Source organism: Patulibacter defluvii (assembly GCF_034096925.1).
Classification (GTDB): Bacteria; Actinomycetota; Thermoleophilia; order Solirubrobacterales; family Solirubrobacteraceae; genus Patulibacter; species Patulibacter defluvii.
On the sequence record NZ_JAWZSQ010000014.1, the window covers coordinates 79,613 to 97,664 of the forward strand.

General features: G+C 73.6%; 17 protein-coding genes. 4 read left to right on the forward strand and 13 right to left on the reverse strand.

All coding sequences use genetic code 11. From position 1 onward, the window contains the following. Positions 1-10 precede the first annotated feature (10 nt). The 11 genes from SH587_RS14955 to SH587_RS15005 all read right to left on the reverse strand — a co-directional run bounded on the left by SH587_RS14955 (position 11) and on the right by SH587_RS15005 (position 12,178). Positions 11-1,207 carry an FtsW/RodA/SpoVE family cell cycle protein gene (locus SH587_RS14955; RefSeq protein ID WP_320671434.1) on the reverse strand — a complete coding sequence of 399 codons (1,197 nt, stop codon included), beginning with the start codon at positions 1,205-1,207 and terminating at the stop codon, positions 11-13. Further along, complete coding sequence (locus SH587_RS14960) at positions 1,207-3,384, reverse strand: penicillin-binding transpeptidase domain-containing protein (RefSeq protein ID WP_320671435.1); 2,178 nt, start codon at positions 3,382-3,384, stop codon at positions 1,207-1,209. The genes SH587_RS14955 and SH587_RS14960 overlap by 1 nt, the downstream gene beginning before the upstream one ends. After that, positions 3,381-4,046 (reverse strand): rod shape-determining protein MreD, encoded by a 666-nt coding sequence (gene mreD / locus SH587_RS14965; protein WP_320671436.1) that lies wholly within the window; start codon positions 4,044-4,046, stop codon positions 3,381-3,383. The genes SH587_RS14960 and mreD overlap by 4 nt, the downstream gene beginning before the upstream one ends. Next, the gene (mreC, locus tag SH587_RS14970) at positions 4,043-4,915 is read right to left on the reverse strand and encodes a rod shape-determining protein MreC (protein WP_320671437.1); all 873 of its coding nucleotides are present in this window, start codon (positions 4,913-4,915) and stop codon (positions 4,043-4,045) included. Before mreC ends, mreD begins: the two co-directional genes overlap by 4 nt. A 47-nt stretch (positions 4,916-4,962) precedes the next feature. Further along, on the reverse strand, positions 4,963-6,015 hold the full coding sequence (locus SH587_RS14975) for a rod shape-determining protein (RefSeq protein ID WP_320671438.1): 1,053 nt from the start codon (positions 6,013-6,015) through the stop codon (positions 4,963-4,965). Between the two features lie 172 nt (positions 6,016-6,187). Continuing rightward, positions 6,188-6,793 (reverse strand): Maf family protein, encoded by a 606-nt coding sequence (locus tag SH587_RS14980; protein ID WP_320671439.1) that lies wholly within the window; start codon positions 6,791-6,793, stop codon positions 6,188-6,190. 11 nt (positions 6,794-6,804) lie between these two features. Further along, entirely contained in the window at positions 6,805-7,212 is a 408-nt protein-coding gene (gene ndk, locus SH587_RS14985; RefSeq protein ID WP_320671440.1) for a nucleoside-diphosphate kinase, read from the reverse strand. Between the two features lie 200 nt (positions 7,213-7,412). Further along, complete coding sequence (locus SH587_RS14990) at positions 7,413-7,943, reverse strand: zinc ribbon domain-containing protein (RefSeq protein ID WP_320671441.1); 531 nt, start codon at positions 7,941-7,943, stop codon at positions 7,413-7,415. 72 nt (positions 7,944-8,015) lie between these two features. Beyond that, positions 8,016-8,150, reverse strand: a complete 135-nt coding sequence (locus SH587_RS14995) for a hypothetical protein (RefSeq protein WP_007576952.1) — start codon at positions 8,148-8,150, stop codon at positions 8,016-8,018. Between the two features lie 15 nt (positions 8,151-8,165). Further along, on the reverse strand, positions 8,166-9,536 hold the full coding sequence (locus SH587_RS15000) for a bifunctional folylpolyglutamate synthase/dihydrofolate synthase (protein ID WP_320671442.1): 1,371 nt from the start codon (positions 9,534-9,536) through the stop codon (positions 8,166-8,168). Next, positions 9,533-12,178, reverse strand: a complete 2,646-nt coding sequence (locus SH587_RS15005; protein WP_320671443.1) for a valine--tRNA ligase — start codon at positions 12,176-12,178, stop codon at positions 9,533-9,535. The genes SH587_RS15000 and SH587_RS15005 overlap by 4 nt, the downstream gene beginning before the upstream one ends. Positions 12,179-12,259: 81 nt before the next feature. Between SH587_RS15005 and SH587_RS15010 the strand changes: the two genes are divergently transcribed. The 4 genes from SH587_RS15010 to SH587_RS15025 are packed head-to-tail and all read left to right on the forward strand — an operon-like array spanning position 12,260 to position 16,396. Further along, entirely contained in the window at positions 12,260-13,087 is an 828-nt protein-coding gene (locus SH587_RS15010; protein WP_320671444.1) for an alpha/beta fold hydrolase, read from the forward strand. Then, positions 13,087-14,376 (forward strand): NAD(P)/FAD-dependent oxidoreductase, encoded by a 1,290-nt coding sequence (locus tag SH587_RS15015; protein ID WP_320671445.1) that lies wholly within the window; start codon positions 13,087-13,089, stop codon positions 14,374-14,376. The genes SH587_RS15010 and SH587_RS15015 overlap by 1 nt, the downstream gene beginning before the upstream one ends. Next, positions 14,373-15,152 carry a DUF1365 domain-containing protein gene (locus tag SH587_RS15020; protein WP_320671446.1) on the forward strand — a complete coding sequence of 260 codons (780 nt, stop codon included), beginning with the start codon at positions 14,373-14,375 and terminating at the stop codon, positions 15,150-15,152. The genes SH587_RS15015 and SH587_RS15020 overlap by 4 nt, the downstream gene beginning before the upstream one ends. After that, positions 15,149-16,396, forward strand: coding sequence for a class I SAM-dependent methyltransferase (locus SH587_RS15025; protein ID WP_320671447.1), 1,248 nt, complete (start codon positions 15,149-15,151; stop codon positions 16,394-16,396). Before SH587_RS15020 ends, SH587_RS15025 begins: the two co-directional genes overlap by 4 nt. Here the strand turns inward: SH587_RS15025 and SH587_RS15030 are convergent. Both SH587_RS15030 and clpX read right to left on the reverse strand, forming a co-directional pair. Beyond that, positions 16,393-16,686, reverse strand: a complete 294-nt coding sequence (locus SH587_RS15030; protein ID WP_320671448.1) for a hypothetical protein — start codon at positions 16,684-16,686, stop codon at positions 16,393-16,395. The two genes, SH587_RS15025 and SH587_RS15030, sit on opposite strands and share 4 nt — an antisense overlap. Positions 16,687-16,716: 30 nt before the next feature. Continuing rightward, entirely contained in the window at positions 16,717-18,003 is a 1,287-nt protein-coding gene (clpX, locus tag SH587_RS15035) for an ATP-dependent Clp protease ATP-binding subunit ClpX (protein WP_320671449.1), read from the reverse strand. Between the last annotated feature and the right edge of the window lie 49 nt (positions 18,004-18,052).

Genomic DNA, 18,052 nt, shown 5'->3' on the forward strand with positions numbered 1-18,052 from the left:
CACGAGTACCTCAATCGGGTCTGGCCACGGTCGGGCCCCGTCGTGCCGCCGCCCGTCCCTGCGCGTAGATCGCCTGCAGGAGGCCGATCGCGAGGTAGGTGGAGAGCACCGAGGAACCGCCGTAGCTCACAAGCGGGAGCGGGATGCCGGTGATGGGCATGATGCCCACGTTCATCCCCGCGTTGATCAGGACTTCGAACAGGAGCATCGCCAGGATGCCGGCGGCCAGTACGGCGCCGTAGAAGTCCCTCGCGGTCGAGAGGATGCGCAACCCGCGCCACATGATCAGTGCGTAGAGGGAGAGGATCGTCGCCGCTCCCATGAAGCCGAAGCGCTCGCCGACCGACGCGAAGATGAAGTCGGTCTGCTTCTCCGGCAGGTAGTTCAGTTTCTGCTGCGTCGCCCGGTCGCCTCGGCCGGTCTTCTGCCCGGAGCCGATCGCGATCTTGGCGTTGTTCAGCTGGTAGCCCGGACCCTGCTCGTCGCCGGGGTGGAGGAAGGCCGTCAGGCGATCCACCTGGTAGGGCTTGAGGACGTTGACCCCGGCCGCCGGCAGCAGCCCCAGCACGGCCACGATCCCGGTCACCGCGATCGCGCCGATGATCCCCAGGTGGCGCCCGGGGGTGCCGCCGATCAGCAGCACTCCGGTGGTGACCGCGCCGTAGACCAGGCCGGAGCCGAGGTCGGAGGTCACGACCATCACCGCCGGCAGGCCCATGAAGGCCAGCAGCCGCAGGGTCGTCGCCCACTCGTCGATCGCCCGTGAGCGCTCGACCAGCACCGCCGCGCCGCAGACGGCGAGCAGCACCTTGCCGAGCTCGGACGCCTGGAAGCTGAAGAACGGCAGCTGGATCGAGAGCGTCGAGCCGTTGACCGTCGAGCCGAAGAGGGCCACGGCCACGATCGAGGCGAGCATGAACCCGTAGAGGATCCAGCGCACCTCCTGCAGCCGCGCGTAGTCGATCCGCGAGACGACGCCGGCGACGGCGATCCCGACCAGGCCGTAGACGACCTGGCGGACGACGAACGAGTTGCCGTCGGTGGCGCCGGCCAGGGCGACCACCGAGCAGACGGTCAGGCCGACCGCCGCCAGCGCCAGCACCGGGTCGAACGGCAGCCGCAGGTCGACGGCGCCGGTCAGCTCGTCGCGGCGGCGCCGGCGCGGCAGCCGCATCCCGATCGGGGTCGCGTCGCGGGTGGCGGCCATCACTGGTTCTCCGACGGCTGGCCGGCTTCGCAGGGCGCCTGCGTCTGCTCGTACCACTGGCGCAGCACCCGGCAGACGACCGGGGCGGCGGTGGTGGTGCCGAAGCCGCCGTTCTCGATCGTCGCGACGACGACGATCGGACGCTCGGCATCGGGCACCATCGCCGCGAACCACGCCTGGTCGGGGCAGGCCGAGTCCTTGCAGCGCTGGGCGGTGCCGGTCTTGCCGAAGACCGGCTGCCGGTTCTGGTCCCAGCCGTTGAAGACGGCGGCGGCGGTGCCCTCGGAGGTCGAGGTGACGGCGCCCAGGCCGCGCAGGATCTCGCGCTTCCAGAGCGCGTCGAAGCGGACGGTCCGCGGCTTCGGGTACGGGATCTTGCGCACCAGCCGGCCGTCGGCGGTCTCGATCTGCCAGCCGATGTGGGGCGTCGGGAAGCTCAGCTTCGCGCTCAGCGGCTGGTCGGGCCGGTCGTAGAGGCCGGCGTACGACTCGGCCACCTGCAGCGGGGTCGCCTGCAGGTCGCCCTGGCCGATCGAAAGGTTGACGTTGTCGCCCAGCAGGTAGCTGCCGTTGACGTCGAAGACCGTGTAGCAGTTGGGGACCTTGCGCTGCTTGCGGCAGGCCAGCTCGGCGGCGTTGCGCTTGCGGCGCCAGGCGGCGTCGGGGATCGTGCCCGACTCCTCGCCGGGGATGTCGATCCCGGTCTTGCGGCCGAAGCCGTAGAGCCGGGCCCAGGTCTGCAGCGGCTGGTCCTTCAACGGGAACAGCTTGGCGCCGATGTCGTAGTAGTAGACGTCGGAGGAGAACTGCAGCGACTGCCAGAGGTTGGCCGCCGGCAGCTCCGACTTGCCGGCGTTGCAGAACTCCTGGCGGTTGGCGCCGAAGAACCGGCAGGCGCCCCCGGGGACCTCCTGCTCGGGCGTGATCACGCCGTTGGCCAGGCCGGCCGACGCGGTCACGATCTTGAAGGTCGAGCCGGTCGGGTAGCCGGCGGCGATCGCGCGGTTGAACATCGGCGCGCCACTGCGCTCGCTGGTCAGCCGCCGGTAGCGCTTGATGCTGATGTCGCCGCCGTTGAGGACGTTGAGGTCGACCGACGGGTAGGAGCCGATCGCCAGCAGCTCGCCGTTGCGCGGATCCATCGCGACGAACGCGCCGGCCGCCTTGCGACCGGTCTTCTCGTCGACCGGGTCGTCGCGGATCACCTTCTGGATCGCGAACTGGGCGGTCCGCTGGAGCCGCTCGTCGAGCGTCAGCCGCAGCCGGTAGCCGGCCTTGGCCGGGTTCTCCTCGACCGCGCCGGTCGGGCGGCCGAGCGAGTCGACCTCGACCCGCTGCTCGCCGTCCTCGCCGCGCAGGTAGCTGTCGTAGCGGCGCTCGATCCCGTCCTGGCCGATCCGCTGGCCCTGGCGGAGGCCGCGGTAGCGCTCCTCCTTCAGCTGGTCCTCGCTGATCTGGCTGACGTTGCCGAAGATCTGCGAGGCCAGGCTCTTGCCCGGGTAGTGGCGCAGGTACTCCTTGGTCACCGTCAGGCCGGGGAAGCGGTCCTGGTTCTCGAGCAGGAAGTTGCGGACCGGGATCGAGACGTCGGTCTTGAGCGCGACGCCGGCCCACGGCAGCCGCACCATCCCGCTGACCACCCGCGAGTAGAGCCGCGCCGGCGAGGTCTTGAGGATCGGGCTGTAGCGCTCCAGCAGCGCCCGCAGGCCGGGGCTGGCGTCGCGGCTGATCCGCAGCGGCTTCGGGGCCTCGATCGCGGCCCGGGCGCGGCGGAACCGCTGCTGGCGGCGCTTGCTCGGCTTCTTGCGGCCGCCGAGGATCTGCTCCTGGAGCCGGGTCACGCGGACCTCGTACTTGCCCTGGCGGCTGCCCCAGTCGGCGATCTTGTCGCGATCGGCGGTCGGGACCGCGTCGGCCTGGAGGGTGACGACGGTCGCGACCTTGTTCTCGACCAGCGTCTGCTTGTTGCGGTCGACGATGAAGCCGCGGGGGGCGGCGATCCGGACCACGCGGGCCTTGTTCTCGGTCGCCTTGGCCAGGTAGTCGTCGCCCTGCAGGATCTGGAGGAACCAGAGCCGCAGGAAGAGGACCGCGAAGACGCCGAACGCGACGATCCCGAAAGCCGCGACGCGCAAGGCCAGCTGCGGGGTCGGAGTGCGGCGGTCTCGCGTGCTCATCGGATGCGGACGTCCACGTCGGAGGACGAGGCGCGGCGGGTGTAGGCCCGCCGTCGCCGGCGCCGGCGCGCTTCCTCGGGAAGCATCGGCAACAGCCAGCGCTTCACCCGATTATGCACGGGCAGCGCGAGAAGGGCGTTGATGAGGGTCGTCCCCAGGATCGTGCCGATCATCCCCGTGCTGACCCGGGCGCCCTGGGCGAGCAGCAGCTCGAGCAGTCCGTAGACCACCAGCACCGAGGCGGTGCCGAAGAACCCGACCACGATCGGGACCGCGCTGCTCTCGGGGTCGCGGACCTCCCCCAGCCGCCCGACCGCGTAGCCGCTGAGGACGTAGGCCAGCGACGAGAGCCCCGGCGGCTGGCCGGCGACCAGGTCGAGCACCAGTCCGACGCCGAAGCCGAAGCCGGCGCCCCAGACCGGGCCGCTCAGCAGCGCCACCATCAGCAGCGTCAGCAGCGCCAGGTCGAGCTGCATCCCGAGGAAGGCGACGCGGCTGAAGAGGACCAGCTGGAGCAGCGCCACCAGCAGCCCCAGCAGCCCCAGCCGCAGCGCCGGCAGCGGCCCGAGGACCGAGTGGTCGAACAGCCGGACCCGCCCCAGCCGGACCCGGCGCCGCTGGCGCGGGCGGCGCGTGCGGCTGATGGCCGGCTGCGGGCTCACGGCGAGCGGGTCCCTCCGACGGCGCGCGTCAGCACCTGCACGGTCTCCAGCGAGCGCAGGTCGACGAGCGGCCGCAGGTGGGCCACCTGGTCGTCGCCGCCGCGCCCGGAGACCCGGGTGATGCGCCCGATCGGGAGGTCCGGCGGCGCCTTCGAGGCGAGGTCGCCGGCGTTCGGCGCCGAGCCCGAGGTCACCACCAGGGTGCCGTCGGGGATGTCGGTCGCGGCCGGGATGAAGAGCAGCTCGAGGTCGGTCATCGTGCCCGCGCCGGCGCCCTGGAGGACGCCGAAGTCCTTGCCGCCCTGCAGCCGCGCGCCGACCTTGACCGACTGGTCGGGCAGCAGCGAGACGATCGCCGAGCCGGCCTGGACCGCGGTCACGAAGCCGACCAGCCCGCCGCCGTCGTCGTCGGCCGCGACCACCGGGTCGTTCTTCTCGATCCCGTCGCCGGTGCCCTTGTCGATCCGCAGCGTGCTGGCCCAGGCCGTCGGCGACTGGGCGATCACGTCGGCCCCGACCGCGCCGTAGCGGCTCTGGAGCTGGAGCCGGCTGGAGAGCTGGAGCTGCTTGCGAAGCCGGTCGGCCTCGGCCGCGCCGGAGGCGGAGCGGGCGACCTCGCGCCGCAGCTCGGCGTTCTCCTTGCGCAGCTTCTTGTTCTCGTCGGTCGCGTCGGCGGTGTCGCCGAACCAGTTGACCAGGTCGCGGACCGGCTTGACGATCGTCGAGGCGCCGTCGACCAGCGGGCCGGCGACGCCGCCGCTGGTGCCGCCGCCGGCCGAGCCGAAGGCGGCCGTCAGCAGGATCAGCGACACGACCACCAGGGCGGCGAGCACCAGGCGACGGCGGCGGCGTGCGGACGGATCGTTCACGGAACGCGGTTCGACGAGGGCGGGCGGCGCACGGGGCGGCCGGGGGTCTAGTACCGGCGGCGCCGGTTGCGGGAGTGTCCGCGGTTCATCCGGTGGATGACGTCGAACTCCTCGAGCGAGCGACCGGAGCCGACCGCGACGCAGGTCAGGGGGGACTCTGCCAGGTGGGCGGGCATCTGCGTCTCCTCGCGGAGCCGCTCGTCCAGCCCCCGCAGCAGCGACCCACCGCCCGCGAGCATGATCCCGCGGTCCATGATGTCCGACGACAGCTCGGGCGGGGTGCGGTCGAGGGTCTCCTTGACCGCCTCGATGATCGCCGACAGGGGCTCCTCGAGCGCCTGCCGGACCTCCTCGCTGGTGATCACGACCGTCTTCGGCAGGCCGGAGACCATGTCGCGACCGCGGATCTCGGTCTGGACCTCCTCCGCCATCGGGTAGGCGGAGCCGATCTCGAGCTTGACGTCCTCGGCCATCTGGCTGCCGATCAGCAGCTTGTACTCGCGCTTGGCGTAGGCGACGATCGCCTCGTCGAACTCGTCGCCGGCCACGCGGACCGACTGCGAGACGACGATCCCGCCGAGCGAGATCACGGCGACCTCGCTGGTGCCGCCGCCGATGTCGACGACCATCGAGCCGGTCGGCTCGGCGACGGGCAGGCCGGAGCCGATCGCGGCCGCCATCGGCTCCTCGATCAGGTACGCCTGGCGGGCGCCGGCGGAGATCGAGGCCTCCTCGACCGCGCGCTTCTCGACGCCGGTCACGCCCGAGGGCACGCAGACGACGACCCGCGGATGGGCGAAGCGGTTCTGGTGCGCCTTCTGGATGAAGTGGCGCAGCATCTCCTCGGTGACGTCGAAGTCGGCGATCACGCCGTCCTTCAGCGGCCGGATCGCCTGGATCGTGCCGGGCGTGCGGCCGAGCATCCGCTTGGCCTCGATCCCGACGGCGTGGACCTCGCCCGAGCGCGAGTCGATCGCGACGACCGAGGGCTCCGACAGCACGATCCCGCGGCCCCGGACGTAGACCAGGGTGTTCGCGGTGCCGAGGTCGACCGCCATGTCGCGGCTGCCGATCCCGGTGAGGTAGCTGAAGATGCTCATCGAGGCGTGGGGGTCCGATCCGGGTGCCCGTTCCGCGAAGCGTCGGCCGCGGGCGGTGGCGGGGAGCAGGTCCCATCCGTCCTCCGCCGCCGCGGATCGAGGCCGGAGTGTAGCGGAGGCCCTTCGACGCGCTGTCCATGAATCGCCGCGTGCATGGGGCCTGTGCGCCCGGTCACGGATGCCGCAGCAGCGCGGGCGCGCGGCGGGCCAACAGCGCCACCGGCAGCCCCACGACCGTCCACCAGTCGCCCTCGATCGCGTCGACCAGCAGGGTCCCGCGGAGCTGGATCGCGTAGCCGCCGGCCCGCTCGCGCCACTCCTCGGTGGCGACGTACCAGGCCAGCTCCCGCTCGCTCAGCGTCCGGAAGCGGACGAGGGTCGTGTCGGCCTCGGCCAGCAGCGTCTCGTGGCCGCCGTCGGCGCCGGCCCGGACGACCGCGGCCGAGGAGGCGACGTGGTGGCCGCGCCCCGACCAGCGGCGCAGCATCGCGGCGGCCTCGGCGGCGTCGGCCGGCTTGCCGACCGCCCGCGGGGCCGCGGTCGCCTCGCCGAGGTCGTCGACGATCACCGTGTCGGCGCCGAGGACGAGGGTCCCGGGCGGCTCGCCGTCGGCGACGGCGAGCGCCTTGCGGCGGGCGTTCTCGATCGCGACCGCGATCGGCTCGCCGTCGGTCCGCTCCTCGACGTCCGAGACCCGGACCCGGAACGGCACCGACAGCGTCTCGAGGATCGCCCGCCGCTGGGGCGAGCGCGACGCCAGCACCAGCGGCGCGCTCACCGACCGCTCCCTCAGCCCAGCTCGGGGAAGAAGCGCTTGATCTCGATCTCGGCGTTCTCGTCCGAGTCCGAGCCGTGGACGACGTTCTCGCCGGCCTCGATCGCCAGGTCGCCGCGGATCGAGCCCGGGGCGGCCTCGAGCGGGTTGGTGGCGCCGATCACCTGGCGGCCGACCTCGACCGCCGACGGGCCGTCGAGGATCACCGCGACGACCGCACCGCCGGTCATGAACGAGACCAGCTCGCCGAAGAACGGCTTGTCGCTGAGGTGCGCGTAGTGCTCCTCGACGACGGCGGTCTCGAGCTGCACGAGCTTGAGGGCGCTGATGCGCAGGCCCTTGCGCTCGAAGCGGCCGAGCGTCTCGCCGATCAGCTGGCGCTTGACGCCGTCCGGCTTGACGAGAACGAGGGTGCGGGACATAGGGCTTCGAAGTCTCCTTGCGGGGTCGGGCGGCCGATCGCGCCGGCCGGGCCCGGAGATTCAAGCAGCAGCAGGCCAGGGGTGGATGCGAGGGGTTCGCAGGTCAAGCAGGTCGGTGCGCCGAAGCGAGAGCCGTACGCAGTACTGCCGAGCGCGCGGCGTGCCGAGATGCGCCGGCCTGCGGGCCCCTCGCGCCGCCCCTAGCGGTCGACCGCGGATCGCTCGTGCTCGGCCTCGGCCTCGTCGGCCCGCCGGCGGCGACGGCGCCGCGGCGTCCGGCCCGGGATCTCCGTCTCGCAGTAGGGGCAGATCCGCCACTCGGGATCGAGCGGCTTGGCGCAGCCGCTGCACTGGTCGCGCAGCTTCCGCAGGCACGAGGGGCAGCGCAGGAAGTCCTTCTGCACCTGGTACTCGCAGTGCGGGCAGAGCAGCACGCCGGACTGCAGCAGCCGGGCCTCGGCCGCCTGCATCTCCAGCTCGCGCTCGCGCACGTCGTCGAGGTACTCCGGCGGTCGCACGACCATGTAGATGATCGTCCCGGCGAAGGGCAGCACCAGCGCCGCGACCGTCGCGGTGCCGATCAGCACGGGGTCGGTGATCCGGCGACGGGCGTCCGACCACGTGTAGTAGACGAGCGCCAGCCAGATCAGGACGACGAAGAGGACCAACAGCTTCACGACGGTGTCGAGAGTGCCGTTGTTGATGCCGAACACGGCGAGGAGATCGGGCATGGTGGTCACAGGAACGGTAGTTCGTCGCACGACCTGGCGGTTCCTGCGCGAGAGCCGCCGGCGCGGTGGTGCTCAGAGAAAGGCACGACCGAGTGCGTAGCCGATGGCGAAGAACACGAGGATGACCAGGGCCACGACCACGGCGACGCCGAGGACCAGGCGCAGCACCGGGAGGGACTCGTCGTGGCGGGGGTCGGTCGGGGACATGGGACGGGGATGGGATCAGAACGCGGAGGCCGGCCCGGCGCCCGGCCCGCGGTGCAGGTCGGCCAGCAGGTGCAGCGATCCGGTGGCGAGCACGGTACCGCCCGCCCCGGCCAGTGTACGGGCTCGACGGAGGCCCTCGTGCGGATCGGCGGCGGTCTCGACCGGCCGGCCGGGCAGCGCGCGGGTCACGAAGGCGGCCAGCTCGGCCGCCGGCAGCGCGCGCGGATTGGCCGGCGCGACGCAGACGACGCGGTCGCACCAGCGGTCGAGGGCCCGCACCATCGCGGCCGGGTCCTTGTCGGCCAGCACGCCGAGCAGCGCGACCAGCGGCCGCCGCGGCGGGGCCGCGTCGAGGGCGTCGGCCAGCGCGGCCATCCCGGCCTCGTTGTGGGCCCCGTCGTGGATCACGGTCGGCCGCTCGGGACCGCCCGGATCGACCGTCTGGAAGCGGCCGGGGACGACGATCCCGGCCGCCAGGTCGCGGGCGGCGGCGGGGTCGGCGGCGCCGAGGTGGGCGTCGACGGCGGCCATCGCCGTGGCCAGGTTCCGGCGCTGGAAGAGCGCGCCGCCGGCGCTCGCGCCGCCCGCGGCGGCCGGGCCGGTGCCGGGGGTCGGGACGTCGGCCCCGGGGTCGGCGGCGGCGCGGACGATCGTGGCGCCGCGCTCGGCCGCCACCCGCTCGGCGACCGCCAGCGCGTCGGCCGGCAGCCCGTCGCCGAGCACCAGGGTCCCGCCGGGCCGCAGCACCTCGACCTTCTCGGCGGCGATCGCGGCGGTCGTCTCCCCCAGCCAGCGGGTGTGCTCGAGGGCGATGCTGGTGAGGACCGCGACCCGCGGGTCGGCGGCCGCGGCCGGATCGCGCGGCAGCACGTTGGTGGCGTCCCAGCGGCCGCCGAGGCCGGCCTCGATCACCGCGCAGTCGACGCCGGCGTCGGCGAAGGCCAGGTAGGCGGCGGCGGTGATCGCCTCGAACTGGGTGACCGGGTCCTCGCCGTTCCAGTCGCCGCCGGCGTCGGCCGGGCGCCGCTCCAGCTCGGCGGCGGCGTCGCGGACCCGGGCGACGGCGGCGGCGAAGGGGCCCGCGGCCAGCGGCGCGCCGCCGATCTGGACCCGCTCGGCGAAGCGGACCAGGTGCGGCGAGACGTAGGCCCCGGCGCGGACGCCGCGCCGCTCCAGCAGCGCGGCGGCGAAGGTCACCGTCGAGGTCTTGCCGTTGCTGCCGACGACGTGGATCGCCCGGAAGCGCTCCTGCGGCCGGCCGAGCAGCTCCAGCAGCGCCCGCATCCGCCCGAGCCCGGGCCGGATCCCGAACAGCTCGCGCTCGAGCAGCCACCGGTCGGGGTCCCACGCCGCCCCGGCGCCGGCGGCTCCGGTGGCGATGGTCACAGGGTGCGCAGCTCTTCCCGCAGGCCGTCGAGCTTCGCCTGCTCGGCGGCGACTACCTCGGCCGGCGCGCGCGAGGCGAACTTCTCGTTGCCCAGGCGGGCGGCGGTCCGCTCGATCTCAGCCTCGACCTCAGCTCGACGCTTGGCGATCCGGGCCCGCTCGGCCTCGGGATCGACGTGCTCGCCGGCCAGGATCGCCACCTGGCCGCCCGGCACCGCGACCAGCACCGCGTCGCCGGCCGCGTCGACCAGCTCCAGCCGCGCCAGCCGCGCGACGTGGGCGCGGGCCTCGTCGTCGTAGCCCTCGGCCTCCAGCCGCGCCGGCAGCAGCGGACCGGGCGGCACGTTGGCGCCGCTGCGCCACGAGCGGACGCCGCTGATCAGGTCGATCACGCGGCCCAGCTCGCGCTCGGCGTCGGGATCGAGCAGCGCGTCGTCGGGTGCCGGCAGCCGCGAGCCGGCCAGCAGCCCCGTGGTGATGCCGGTCCCCCCGGGCTGGGTGGACCCCAGTCTTCCCCAGGCCTCCTCGGTCACGAACGGGATCACCGGGTGGGCGATCTGCAGCGTCCGCCGCAGCGCCCAGGCCAGCACCCGTGCCAGGTCCGGGTCGTCGGCCGTGTCGCGGGCCTTGACCAGCTCCAGGTACCAGTCGCAGAGCTCGCCGTAGACGAAGTCGTAGAGCCCGAGCGCGGCCTTGGCGAAGTCGAACTCGTCGATCCGAGCCGCCGTCTCGCGCGCGATCCGCTCGGTCCGCGAGACGATCCAGCGGTCCTCCAGGCGGCTGACCGCGCCCGGACCACCATCGTCGGGCAGCGCGATCGCGGCGCCCTCCAGCCGGCCGGCGGCGAAGCGGACCGCGTTCGAGAGCTTGGTGGTCAGCTGCCGGCCCTGGGCGATCTTCTCCTCGCTGAAGCGGACGTCCTGGGTCGAGGACATCGCCAGCAGCCCGAAGCGGACCGCGTCGGCGCCGTAGGCCGGGAAGACGCCCGGGTCGGCGCCCTTCTTCTTCGCGAAGACGGCCGGCCGCGGGCCGCCGTCGATCAGCGCCAGCGGGTCGATCCCGGTCCCAAGCGACTTGCTCATCCGGCGCCCGTCGGGGGCCTGGATCACGGAGTGGCAGTAGACGTCGGCGAACGGCACGTCGCCGGCGAAGCGGAGGCCCATCATCACCATCCGCGCCACCCACAGGAAGAGGATGTCGCGGGCGGTCGAGAGCACCGAGGTCGGGTAGAAGGTCCGCAGCTCGGGGGTCTGGTCGGGCCAGCCGAGGGTCGCGAACGGCCACAGCGCGGAGCTGAACCAGGTGTCGAGGACGTCGGGATCGCGCTCCCAGCCCTCGCCCTCCGGCGGCTCCAGCCCGCAGTGGACCTCGTCGCCCCGGTACCAGACGGGGATCTGGTGGCCCCACCAGAGCTGGCGGCTGAGCACCCACGGGCGGATCTCCTCCAGCCACTGCAGGTAGCGGCGCTTCTGGCTCTCGGGGTGGATCCGGACCCGGCCGTCGACGACCGCGTCGATCGCCGGCCGCGCCAGCTCCTCCATCCGCATGAACCACTGCAGCGACAGCAGCGGCTCGATCCGCTCGCCCGAGCGGTGGCTGAAGGGGACGGTGTGGGTGTATTCCTGCTCGCCCCGCAGCTGGCCCTGCTCGCGCAGCGCGGCGACGATCGCGGTCCGCGCCTCGGCCGCCGACAGGCCCTCGAACTGGGGCGCGTAGCCGCCGGTGATCCGGCCGTCCTCGTCGATGCAGCTGAGCTTCTCGAGCCCGTGGCGCTGGCCGATCTCGAAGTCGTTCGGGTCGTGGCCGGGCGTGATCTTCAGGCAGCCGGTGCCGAAGTCGGTCTTGACGTAGTCGTCGGCGACGATCGGCAGCTCGCGTCCGACCAGCGGCAGCGTCACCGTCTTGCCGACCAGCGACGCGAACCGCTCGTCCTCGGGGTGGACGGCGACGGCGACGTCGGCCAGCATCGTCTCCGGCCGCACGGTCGCGACGACGACCTCGCCCGAGCCGTCGCTCAGCGGGTAGGCGATCTCGTAGAGCGCGTCGGTGACCTCGCGGTCCTCGACCTCGAGGTCGGAGATCGCCGAGCGCGAGCCGGGATCCCAGTTGACCAGGTAGGTGCCGCGGTAGATCAGTCCCTGCTCGTAGAGCGCCACGAAGACCTGCTGGACGGCGCGCGCGTAGCCCTCGTCCATCGTGAACCGCTCGTGCTCGTAGTCGGCCGAGACGCCGAGCCGCCGGAACTGGTTGATGATCGTGCCGCCGTACTGCTGGCGCCAGGCCTGGGTCCGCTCGACGAACGCCTCGCGGCCGATCAGCTCGCGGCTGCTGCCCTCGTCGCGCAGCTGCTGCTCGACCTTGGTCTGGGTCGCGATCCCGGCGTGGTCGGTGCCGATCGTCCAGCGGGTGTTGCGCCCGCGCATCCGGTTGAGGCGGATCAGGACGTCCTGGATCGACCCGTTGAGGGCGTGGCCCATGTGCAGCGCGCCGGTCACGTTCGGCGGCGGGATCGCGATCGAGAAGCTGTCGGCCGGATCGCCGTCGGGGTCGCCGGCGAAGACGCCCGCCGACTCCCAGCGTTCGAACACCGCCGGCTCGGACTCGGCCGGTTCGTAGCGCGTCGGATCCTGCGTCTCGGACATGAACGAGCCAGTCTAGGCCGCGGATCGGGAACTCGGCGGCCGGGCGCATCCGGCGGCGCCGCTCGCGCGTAGGGTCCAGCGATGGACGTCCACGTCGATCGTCACCCCGCCCGCGCCGCCAACCCCGCCGCCGCGCCGCTGCTGCTGCTCCACGGCCTCGGCGGCGACCGCCACAGCTGGCGGCCCGTGCTCGACGGCCTGCGGGCCGAGCGCGAGGTGCTGGTGGCCGAGCTGCCCGGCTTCGGCGCGTCGCCGCCGCTGCCGGCCCCGCTCGAGCCGACGCCGCGGGCGCTCGCGCGGTCGATCGCCGCCGCGCTCGACCAGCTCGGGGTCGACCGGCCGCACGTCGCGGGGGTCTCGCTCGGCGGCTGGACCGCGCTCGAGCTGGCGCTGCTCGGCCACGCCCGCTCGGTCGTCGCGCTCGCCCCGGCCGGGTTCTGGTCGCGGCCGCTCGACCCGTCGTCGGGCGGGGCGCGGCGGGCGGGCCGGCGGGCCGCGCCGCTGCTGCCGCTGCTGCTGTCGCTGCCGCCGCTGCGGGCGCGGGTGCTCGGCGGCGTGCTCGGGGGTCCGGGCCGCTTCGGTCGCGCCGACGCCCTGGCGCTCGTGCGCGGCTACGTGGCGGCGCCCGACTTCGAGCGGGTCGACGCCGCGATGCGGGCCAACGTCTTCGCCCGCGACCAGCTGGCCGAGCTCGCCGCGCGGCTGCCGGTGCACCTGGTCTGGTGCGGGCGCGACCGGCTGGTGACGCCGCCGCGCGCCCCGCTGCCGGCGGCGGTCCACCAGCACCGGCTGGCCGAGGCCGGTCACCTGCCGATGTTCGACGACCCGGCCGCGGTGATCGGGCTGGTGGCGGCGGCGACCGCGGCCGCCGACCGCGCACCGCTACCCGACCCCGTCGGCGAACGCTGATGCGGATCGCGATCGTCGGCAGCGGGATCTCCGGCCTGGCCTGCGCGCACGCGCTGCGCGAGCGCCACGACGTGGTCCTGCTCGAGGCCGACGATCGCGCCGGCGGCCACGCCCACACCCATGAGCTGACGCTGGTCGGGCGGCGGCTGCGGGTCGACTCCGGGTTCATCGTCTGCAACGACCGCACCTACCCCGGCTTCCTGGGCCTGCTGCGCGAGCTCGGCGTGCCGCTGCGCGAGACCTCGATGAGCTTCTCGGTCAGCGCGCGCGAGCACGACTTCGAGTACCACGGCGACTCGCTCTCAGGGCTCTTCGCCCAGCGCCGCAACGCGCTCGACCCGCGCTTCCTGCGGATGGTCGCGGAGTACGCGCGCTTCAACCGGGTCGCCCGCCGGGTCCTGGAGCAGGGCGACGAGACGACGTCGCTGCGCGAGCTGCTCCGCCGCGAGCGCTTCTCGCCCTGGTTCGCCGAGCGGCTGATCGTGCCCCAGGCGAGCGCCGTCTGGTCGGCCGACCCGGAGCAGCTGTGGTCGTTCCCGGCGCTGTTCCTGCTCCGCTTCTTCGCCAACCACGGGATGCTGTCGCTGCGCGACCGGCCGACCTGGCTGACGGTCGACGGCGGCTCGGCCCGCTACGTCGAGGCGCTGCTGGCGCCGTTCGGCGAACGGCTGCGGCTGTCGGCGCCGGTGACCGGCGTCGCCCGCCGCGACGACCACGTGCTGGTGCGGGTCGGCGACCGCCCACCCGAGCGGTTCGACCACGTCGTGCTGGCCTGCCACGGCGACCAGGCGCTGGCGCTGCTCGAGGATCCGACGGCGGCCGAGAGCGCGATCCTCGGCGCCTTCCCGTACCGCGAGAACCGCGCGACCCTGCACCACGACCGCCGGCTGCTGCCGCGGCGGCGGCGGGCCTGGTCGAGCTGGAACGCCCACCTGCTGGAGCGGCCGAAGCCCGCCCCGACGGTGACCTACGACCTGCACCGGCTCCAGGGCCTGCCGGCGCTGCCGGACGACCAGCGGCTGCTGGTCACGCTGAACCTGGACGAGGCGATCGCCCCCGCGGCGGTGCTGCGGCGGATGACCTACCAGCACCCGGTCTTCACCAGCGCCGGCCTCGCCGCGCAGCGTCGCTGGGGCGAGATCTCCGGCGGCCTCCGCGAGCGCGGCCGGACGCACTTCTGCGGCGCCTACTGGCGCTGGGGGTTCCACGAGGACGGCTGCTGGAGCGGGCTGCGGGTCGCCCGGGCCCTCGGCGGCCGGCGGCTGGCCGCCGCGGAGGTCGTCGCGTGACCGGCGGCGAGCCGTCGGCCGTCTACCTGGGCCGAATCAGCCACCGCCGCCACGCGCCCCAGGTCCACGCCTTCAGCTACCCGACGGCGATGCTCTACGTCTCGCTGGAGCAGCTGCCCGACGTGCTCGAACGGCACCGCGGCTGGGGCGTCGAGCGGCGGGCCCCGCTCGCCTTCCGCCGCCGCGATCACCACGGCGATCCGGCGGTCCCGCTCGACGAGGCGATCCGGCGGACGGTCGCCACCCGCTGCGGTCGTCGTCCACGGGGTCCGGTGCGGCTGCTGTTCCAGCCGCGGCTGCTCGGCCGCAGCTTCAACCCAGTCACCTTCGCCTACTGCTTCGGGGACGACGGCGTCACCCTCGAGGCGGTCCTCGCCGAGGTCACCAACACCCCGTGGGGCGAGCGCCACGCCTACGTGCTCGACGCCGCCCGCGCCGATCGCGAGGGCGACGCGCTCGCGGTCGGGCTCGACAAGGCCTTCCACGTCTCGCCGTTCATGGCGATCGACCACCGCTACCGCTGGCGGACGACGATCCCCGGCCCGCGGCTACGGATCCACCTGGCCAGCGAGCGGGACGGGCGGCGCATCTTCGACGCCGGCCTCGACCTCGACCGGCGCCCGCTCGACGCCGCCGGCCTGCGCGCCTACCTGCGCCACCAGCCGCTCGGCCCGTTCGCCGTCCTCGGCCGGATCTACGGCCAGGCGCTGCGGCTGGCCGCCCGCCGGGTCCCGATCCACCCCCACCCCGACCGCCAGGACCACGCCCGCCGATGACCCCCGCCCCCGCCCGCGCGATCGCCCTCCGCCTGCTCTCCCGCACCACCGGCGGGACCCTCGTCGTCCGCGAGCCCGACGGCCGCGAGCACCGCTTCGGTGCGCCCGCGGGCCCGGGCCGGCCGCAGCGCGACGCGCGGCTGACGCTGCACGACGACGGCGTCTGGAGCGCGCTCCTGCGCGGGTCGCTGGGGATCGCGGAGAGCTACCGCGACGGCCGCTGGAGCAGCCCCGACCTGGTCGCCCTGGTGGCGCTCGGCGCGCGCAACATGCCGGCCTTCGACCGCCTGCGGCTGCGGCTGGCCCCGCTGCTGCGCCCGGTCCAGGCGCTCCGCAACGGCGCCCGCAACAGCATCGGGCGGTCACGGCGCCAGATCGCCGCCCACTACGACCTCTCCAACCAGCTCTTCGGGCTCTTCCTCGACCCGACGATGAGCTACTCCTGCGCGCTCTTCGAGCGGCCCGGGGCGACCCTCGAGGAGGCCCAGGTGGCGAAGCTCGACCTGCTCTGCCGCAAGCTCGACCTCGCCCCCGGCCAACGGCTGCTGGAGATCGGGACCGGCTGGGGCGCGCTGGCGATCCACGCCGCCCGCGAGTACGGGGTCCAGGTGACGACGACCACGATCAGCGCCGCCCAGCACGAGCTGGCGCGGCGGCGGATCGAGGCGGCCGGGCTCGGCGACCGGATCGAGCTGCGGCTGCAGGACTACCGCCAGCTGGAGGGCCGCTACGACCGGCTGGTGTCGGTCGAGATGATCGAGGCGGTCGGGTGGCGCGACCTGCCCACCTTCTTCCGCCGCTGCGACCGGCTGCTCGCCGACGACGGCCTGCTGGCGCTGCAGGCGATCACGATCGACGACCGCGCCTACGAGGCCGAGAAGCGCGGCCGCAGCTTCGTCAACCGGCTGATCTTCCCCGGCGGCTGCCTGCCGTCGTCGGCGGAGATCGCCCGCTGCGTCGCCCGCGAGACCCGGCTCCACCCGGTCGCGCTCGAGGACCTGACCCCGCACTACGCCGAGACCCTGCGCCGCTGGCGCGAGGCGTTCGCCGAGGCCGCCCCGGCGGTCGCCGCGCTCGGCTACGACGAGCGCTTCCGCCGCCTCTGGGACCTGTACCTGGCTTACTGCCAGGCCGGCTTCGAGGAGCGCCGGATCGGGCTGGTGCAGACGCTCCACGGCGGCCGCGACCACCGCTACGGCCTCTCGCGCGCGAACGCCGCGGCGGTCGAGCGGGCGCCGGTCTAGCGGCGCTTGCGGCCGACCTTGGCGCCGGCGGCGGTGAAGGCGGCCCGCTTGCCGAGCTTGACCAGGTCGAGCTTGGAAGCCAGTTCGCGGACCTCGCGCCGCTGGCGCTCGGTCAGGTTGCCCGGCCGGCCGCGGCTCTGCCGCAGCAGCTCGGTCAGCCGCCGCCGCTCGCGCTCGCTCAGCTGGTCCTGCCAGTGGGCGTGCGTCTCGCGCAGCAGGTCGAGCAGCAGCAGCCAGGGGATGACCTTGCGGCCGACGACCCGACCGGCGCCGCGACGAATCAGGGACATGCCGAGAGCGTACGGGGTCGCCGGCGGCGACTAGGCCGATTCGGCCGCGAGGCCGTGGTCGTCGCCGTCGTCGCCCGCGACCGCCTCGGTCACCAACGTCGGCGGGCGGGCGTCGGAGATCGTCTCGCGGGTGACGACGCACTTGCGGACGTCGCGCCGCGAGGGCAGCTCGAACTGGACGTCGAGCAGCGCCTCCTCGAGGATCGAACGCAGCCCGCGGGCGCCGGTCTCGCGCTCGAGCGCCTTGTCGGCCACCGCCTGCAGCGACTCGTCGGCGAAGACCAGCTCGATGTCGTCGAAGGCGAAGCTGGTCTGGAACTGCTTGATCAGCGCGTTGCGCGGCTCGGTCAGGATCCGGATCAGGTCGCCGCGCGAGAGCTGGCGGACCGCCGTCACGACCGGCAGCCGGCCGATGAACTCGGGGATCAGGCCGTACTCGACCAGGTCCTCCGGCAGGCAGTGCTCGAACAGCCGGTCGGCCGGCAGCTCCTCGTTGGTCTGCTCGTCGTGCGAGACGAAGCCGACGGCGCGCTGGCCCTTGCGGCGCTGGATCACGTCGTCGAGGCCCGCGAAGGCGCCGCCGCAGATGAAGAGGATGTTGGTCGTGTCGATCGTCAGGAACTCCTGGTGCGGGTGCTTGCGCCCACCCTGGGGCGGCACCGACGCCTGGGTCCCCTCGAGGATCTTCAGCAGCGCCTGCTGGACGCCCTCGCCCGACACGTCGCGGGTGATCGACGGGTTGTCGGCCTTGCGGGCGATCTTGTCGACCTCGTCGATGTAGATGATCCCCGTCTCGGCCTTCTTGACGTCGTAGTCGGCCGCCTGGATCAGCTTCAGGAGGATGTTCTCGACGTCCTCGCCGACGTAGCCGGCCTCGGTCAGCGCGGTCGCGTCGGCGATCGCGAACGGGACGTTGAGGATCCGGGCCAGGGTCTGGGCCAGCAGCGTCTTGCCGCAGCCGGTCGGCCCGAGCATCAGGATGTTCGACTTCTGCAGCTCGACGTCGACGTCGCCCCGCTGCGCCAGCCGGACCCGCTTGTAGTGGTTGTAGACCGCGACCGCCAGCGTCCGCTTGGCCGCGTCCTGGCCGACGACGTACTCGTCGAGGACCCCGAAGATCTCCTGCGGCTTCGGCAGGTGCTCGACGTCGAAGCCGGGCTGCGCCGACAGCTCCTCGTCGATGATCTCGTTGCAGAGCTCGATGCACTCGTCGCAGATGTAGACGCCGGGCCCGGCGATCAGCTTCTTGACCTGCCGCTGCGACTTCCCGCAGAAGGAGCAGAGGAGCTGCTCGCCGCCTTCGGTGGCTCGTGCCATCTCCGTCTCCTTCTCCGGTGCGTGCGTGTCGTGGTCGGGGGCCGGCGGG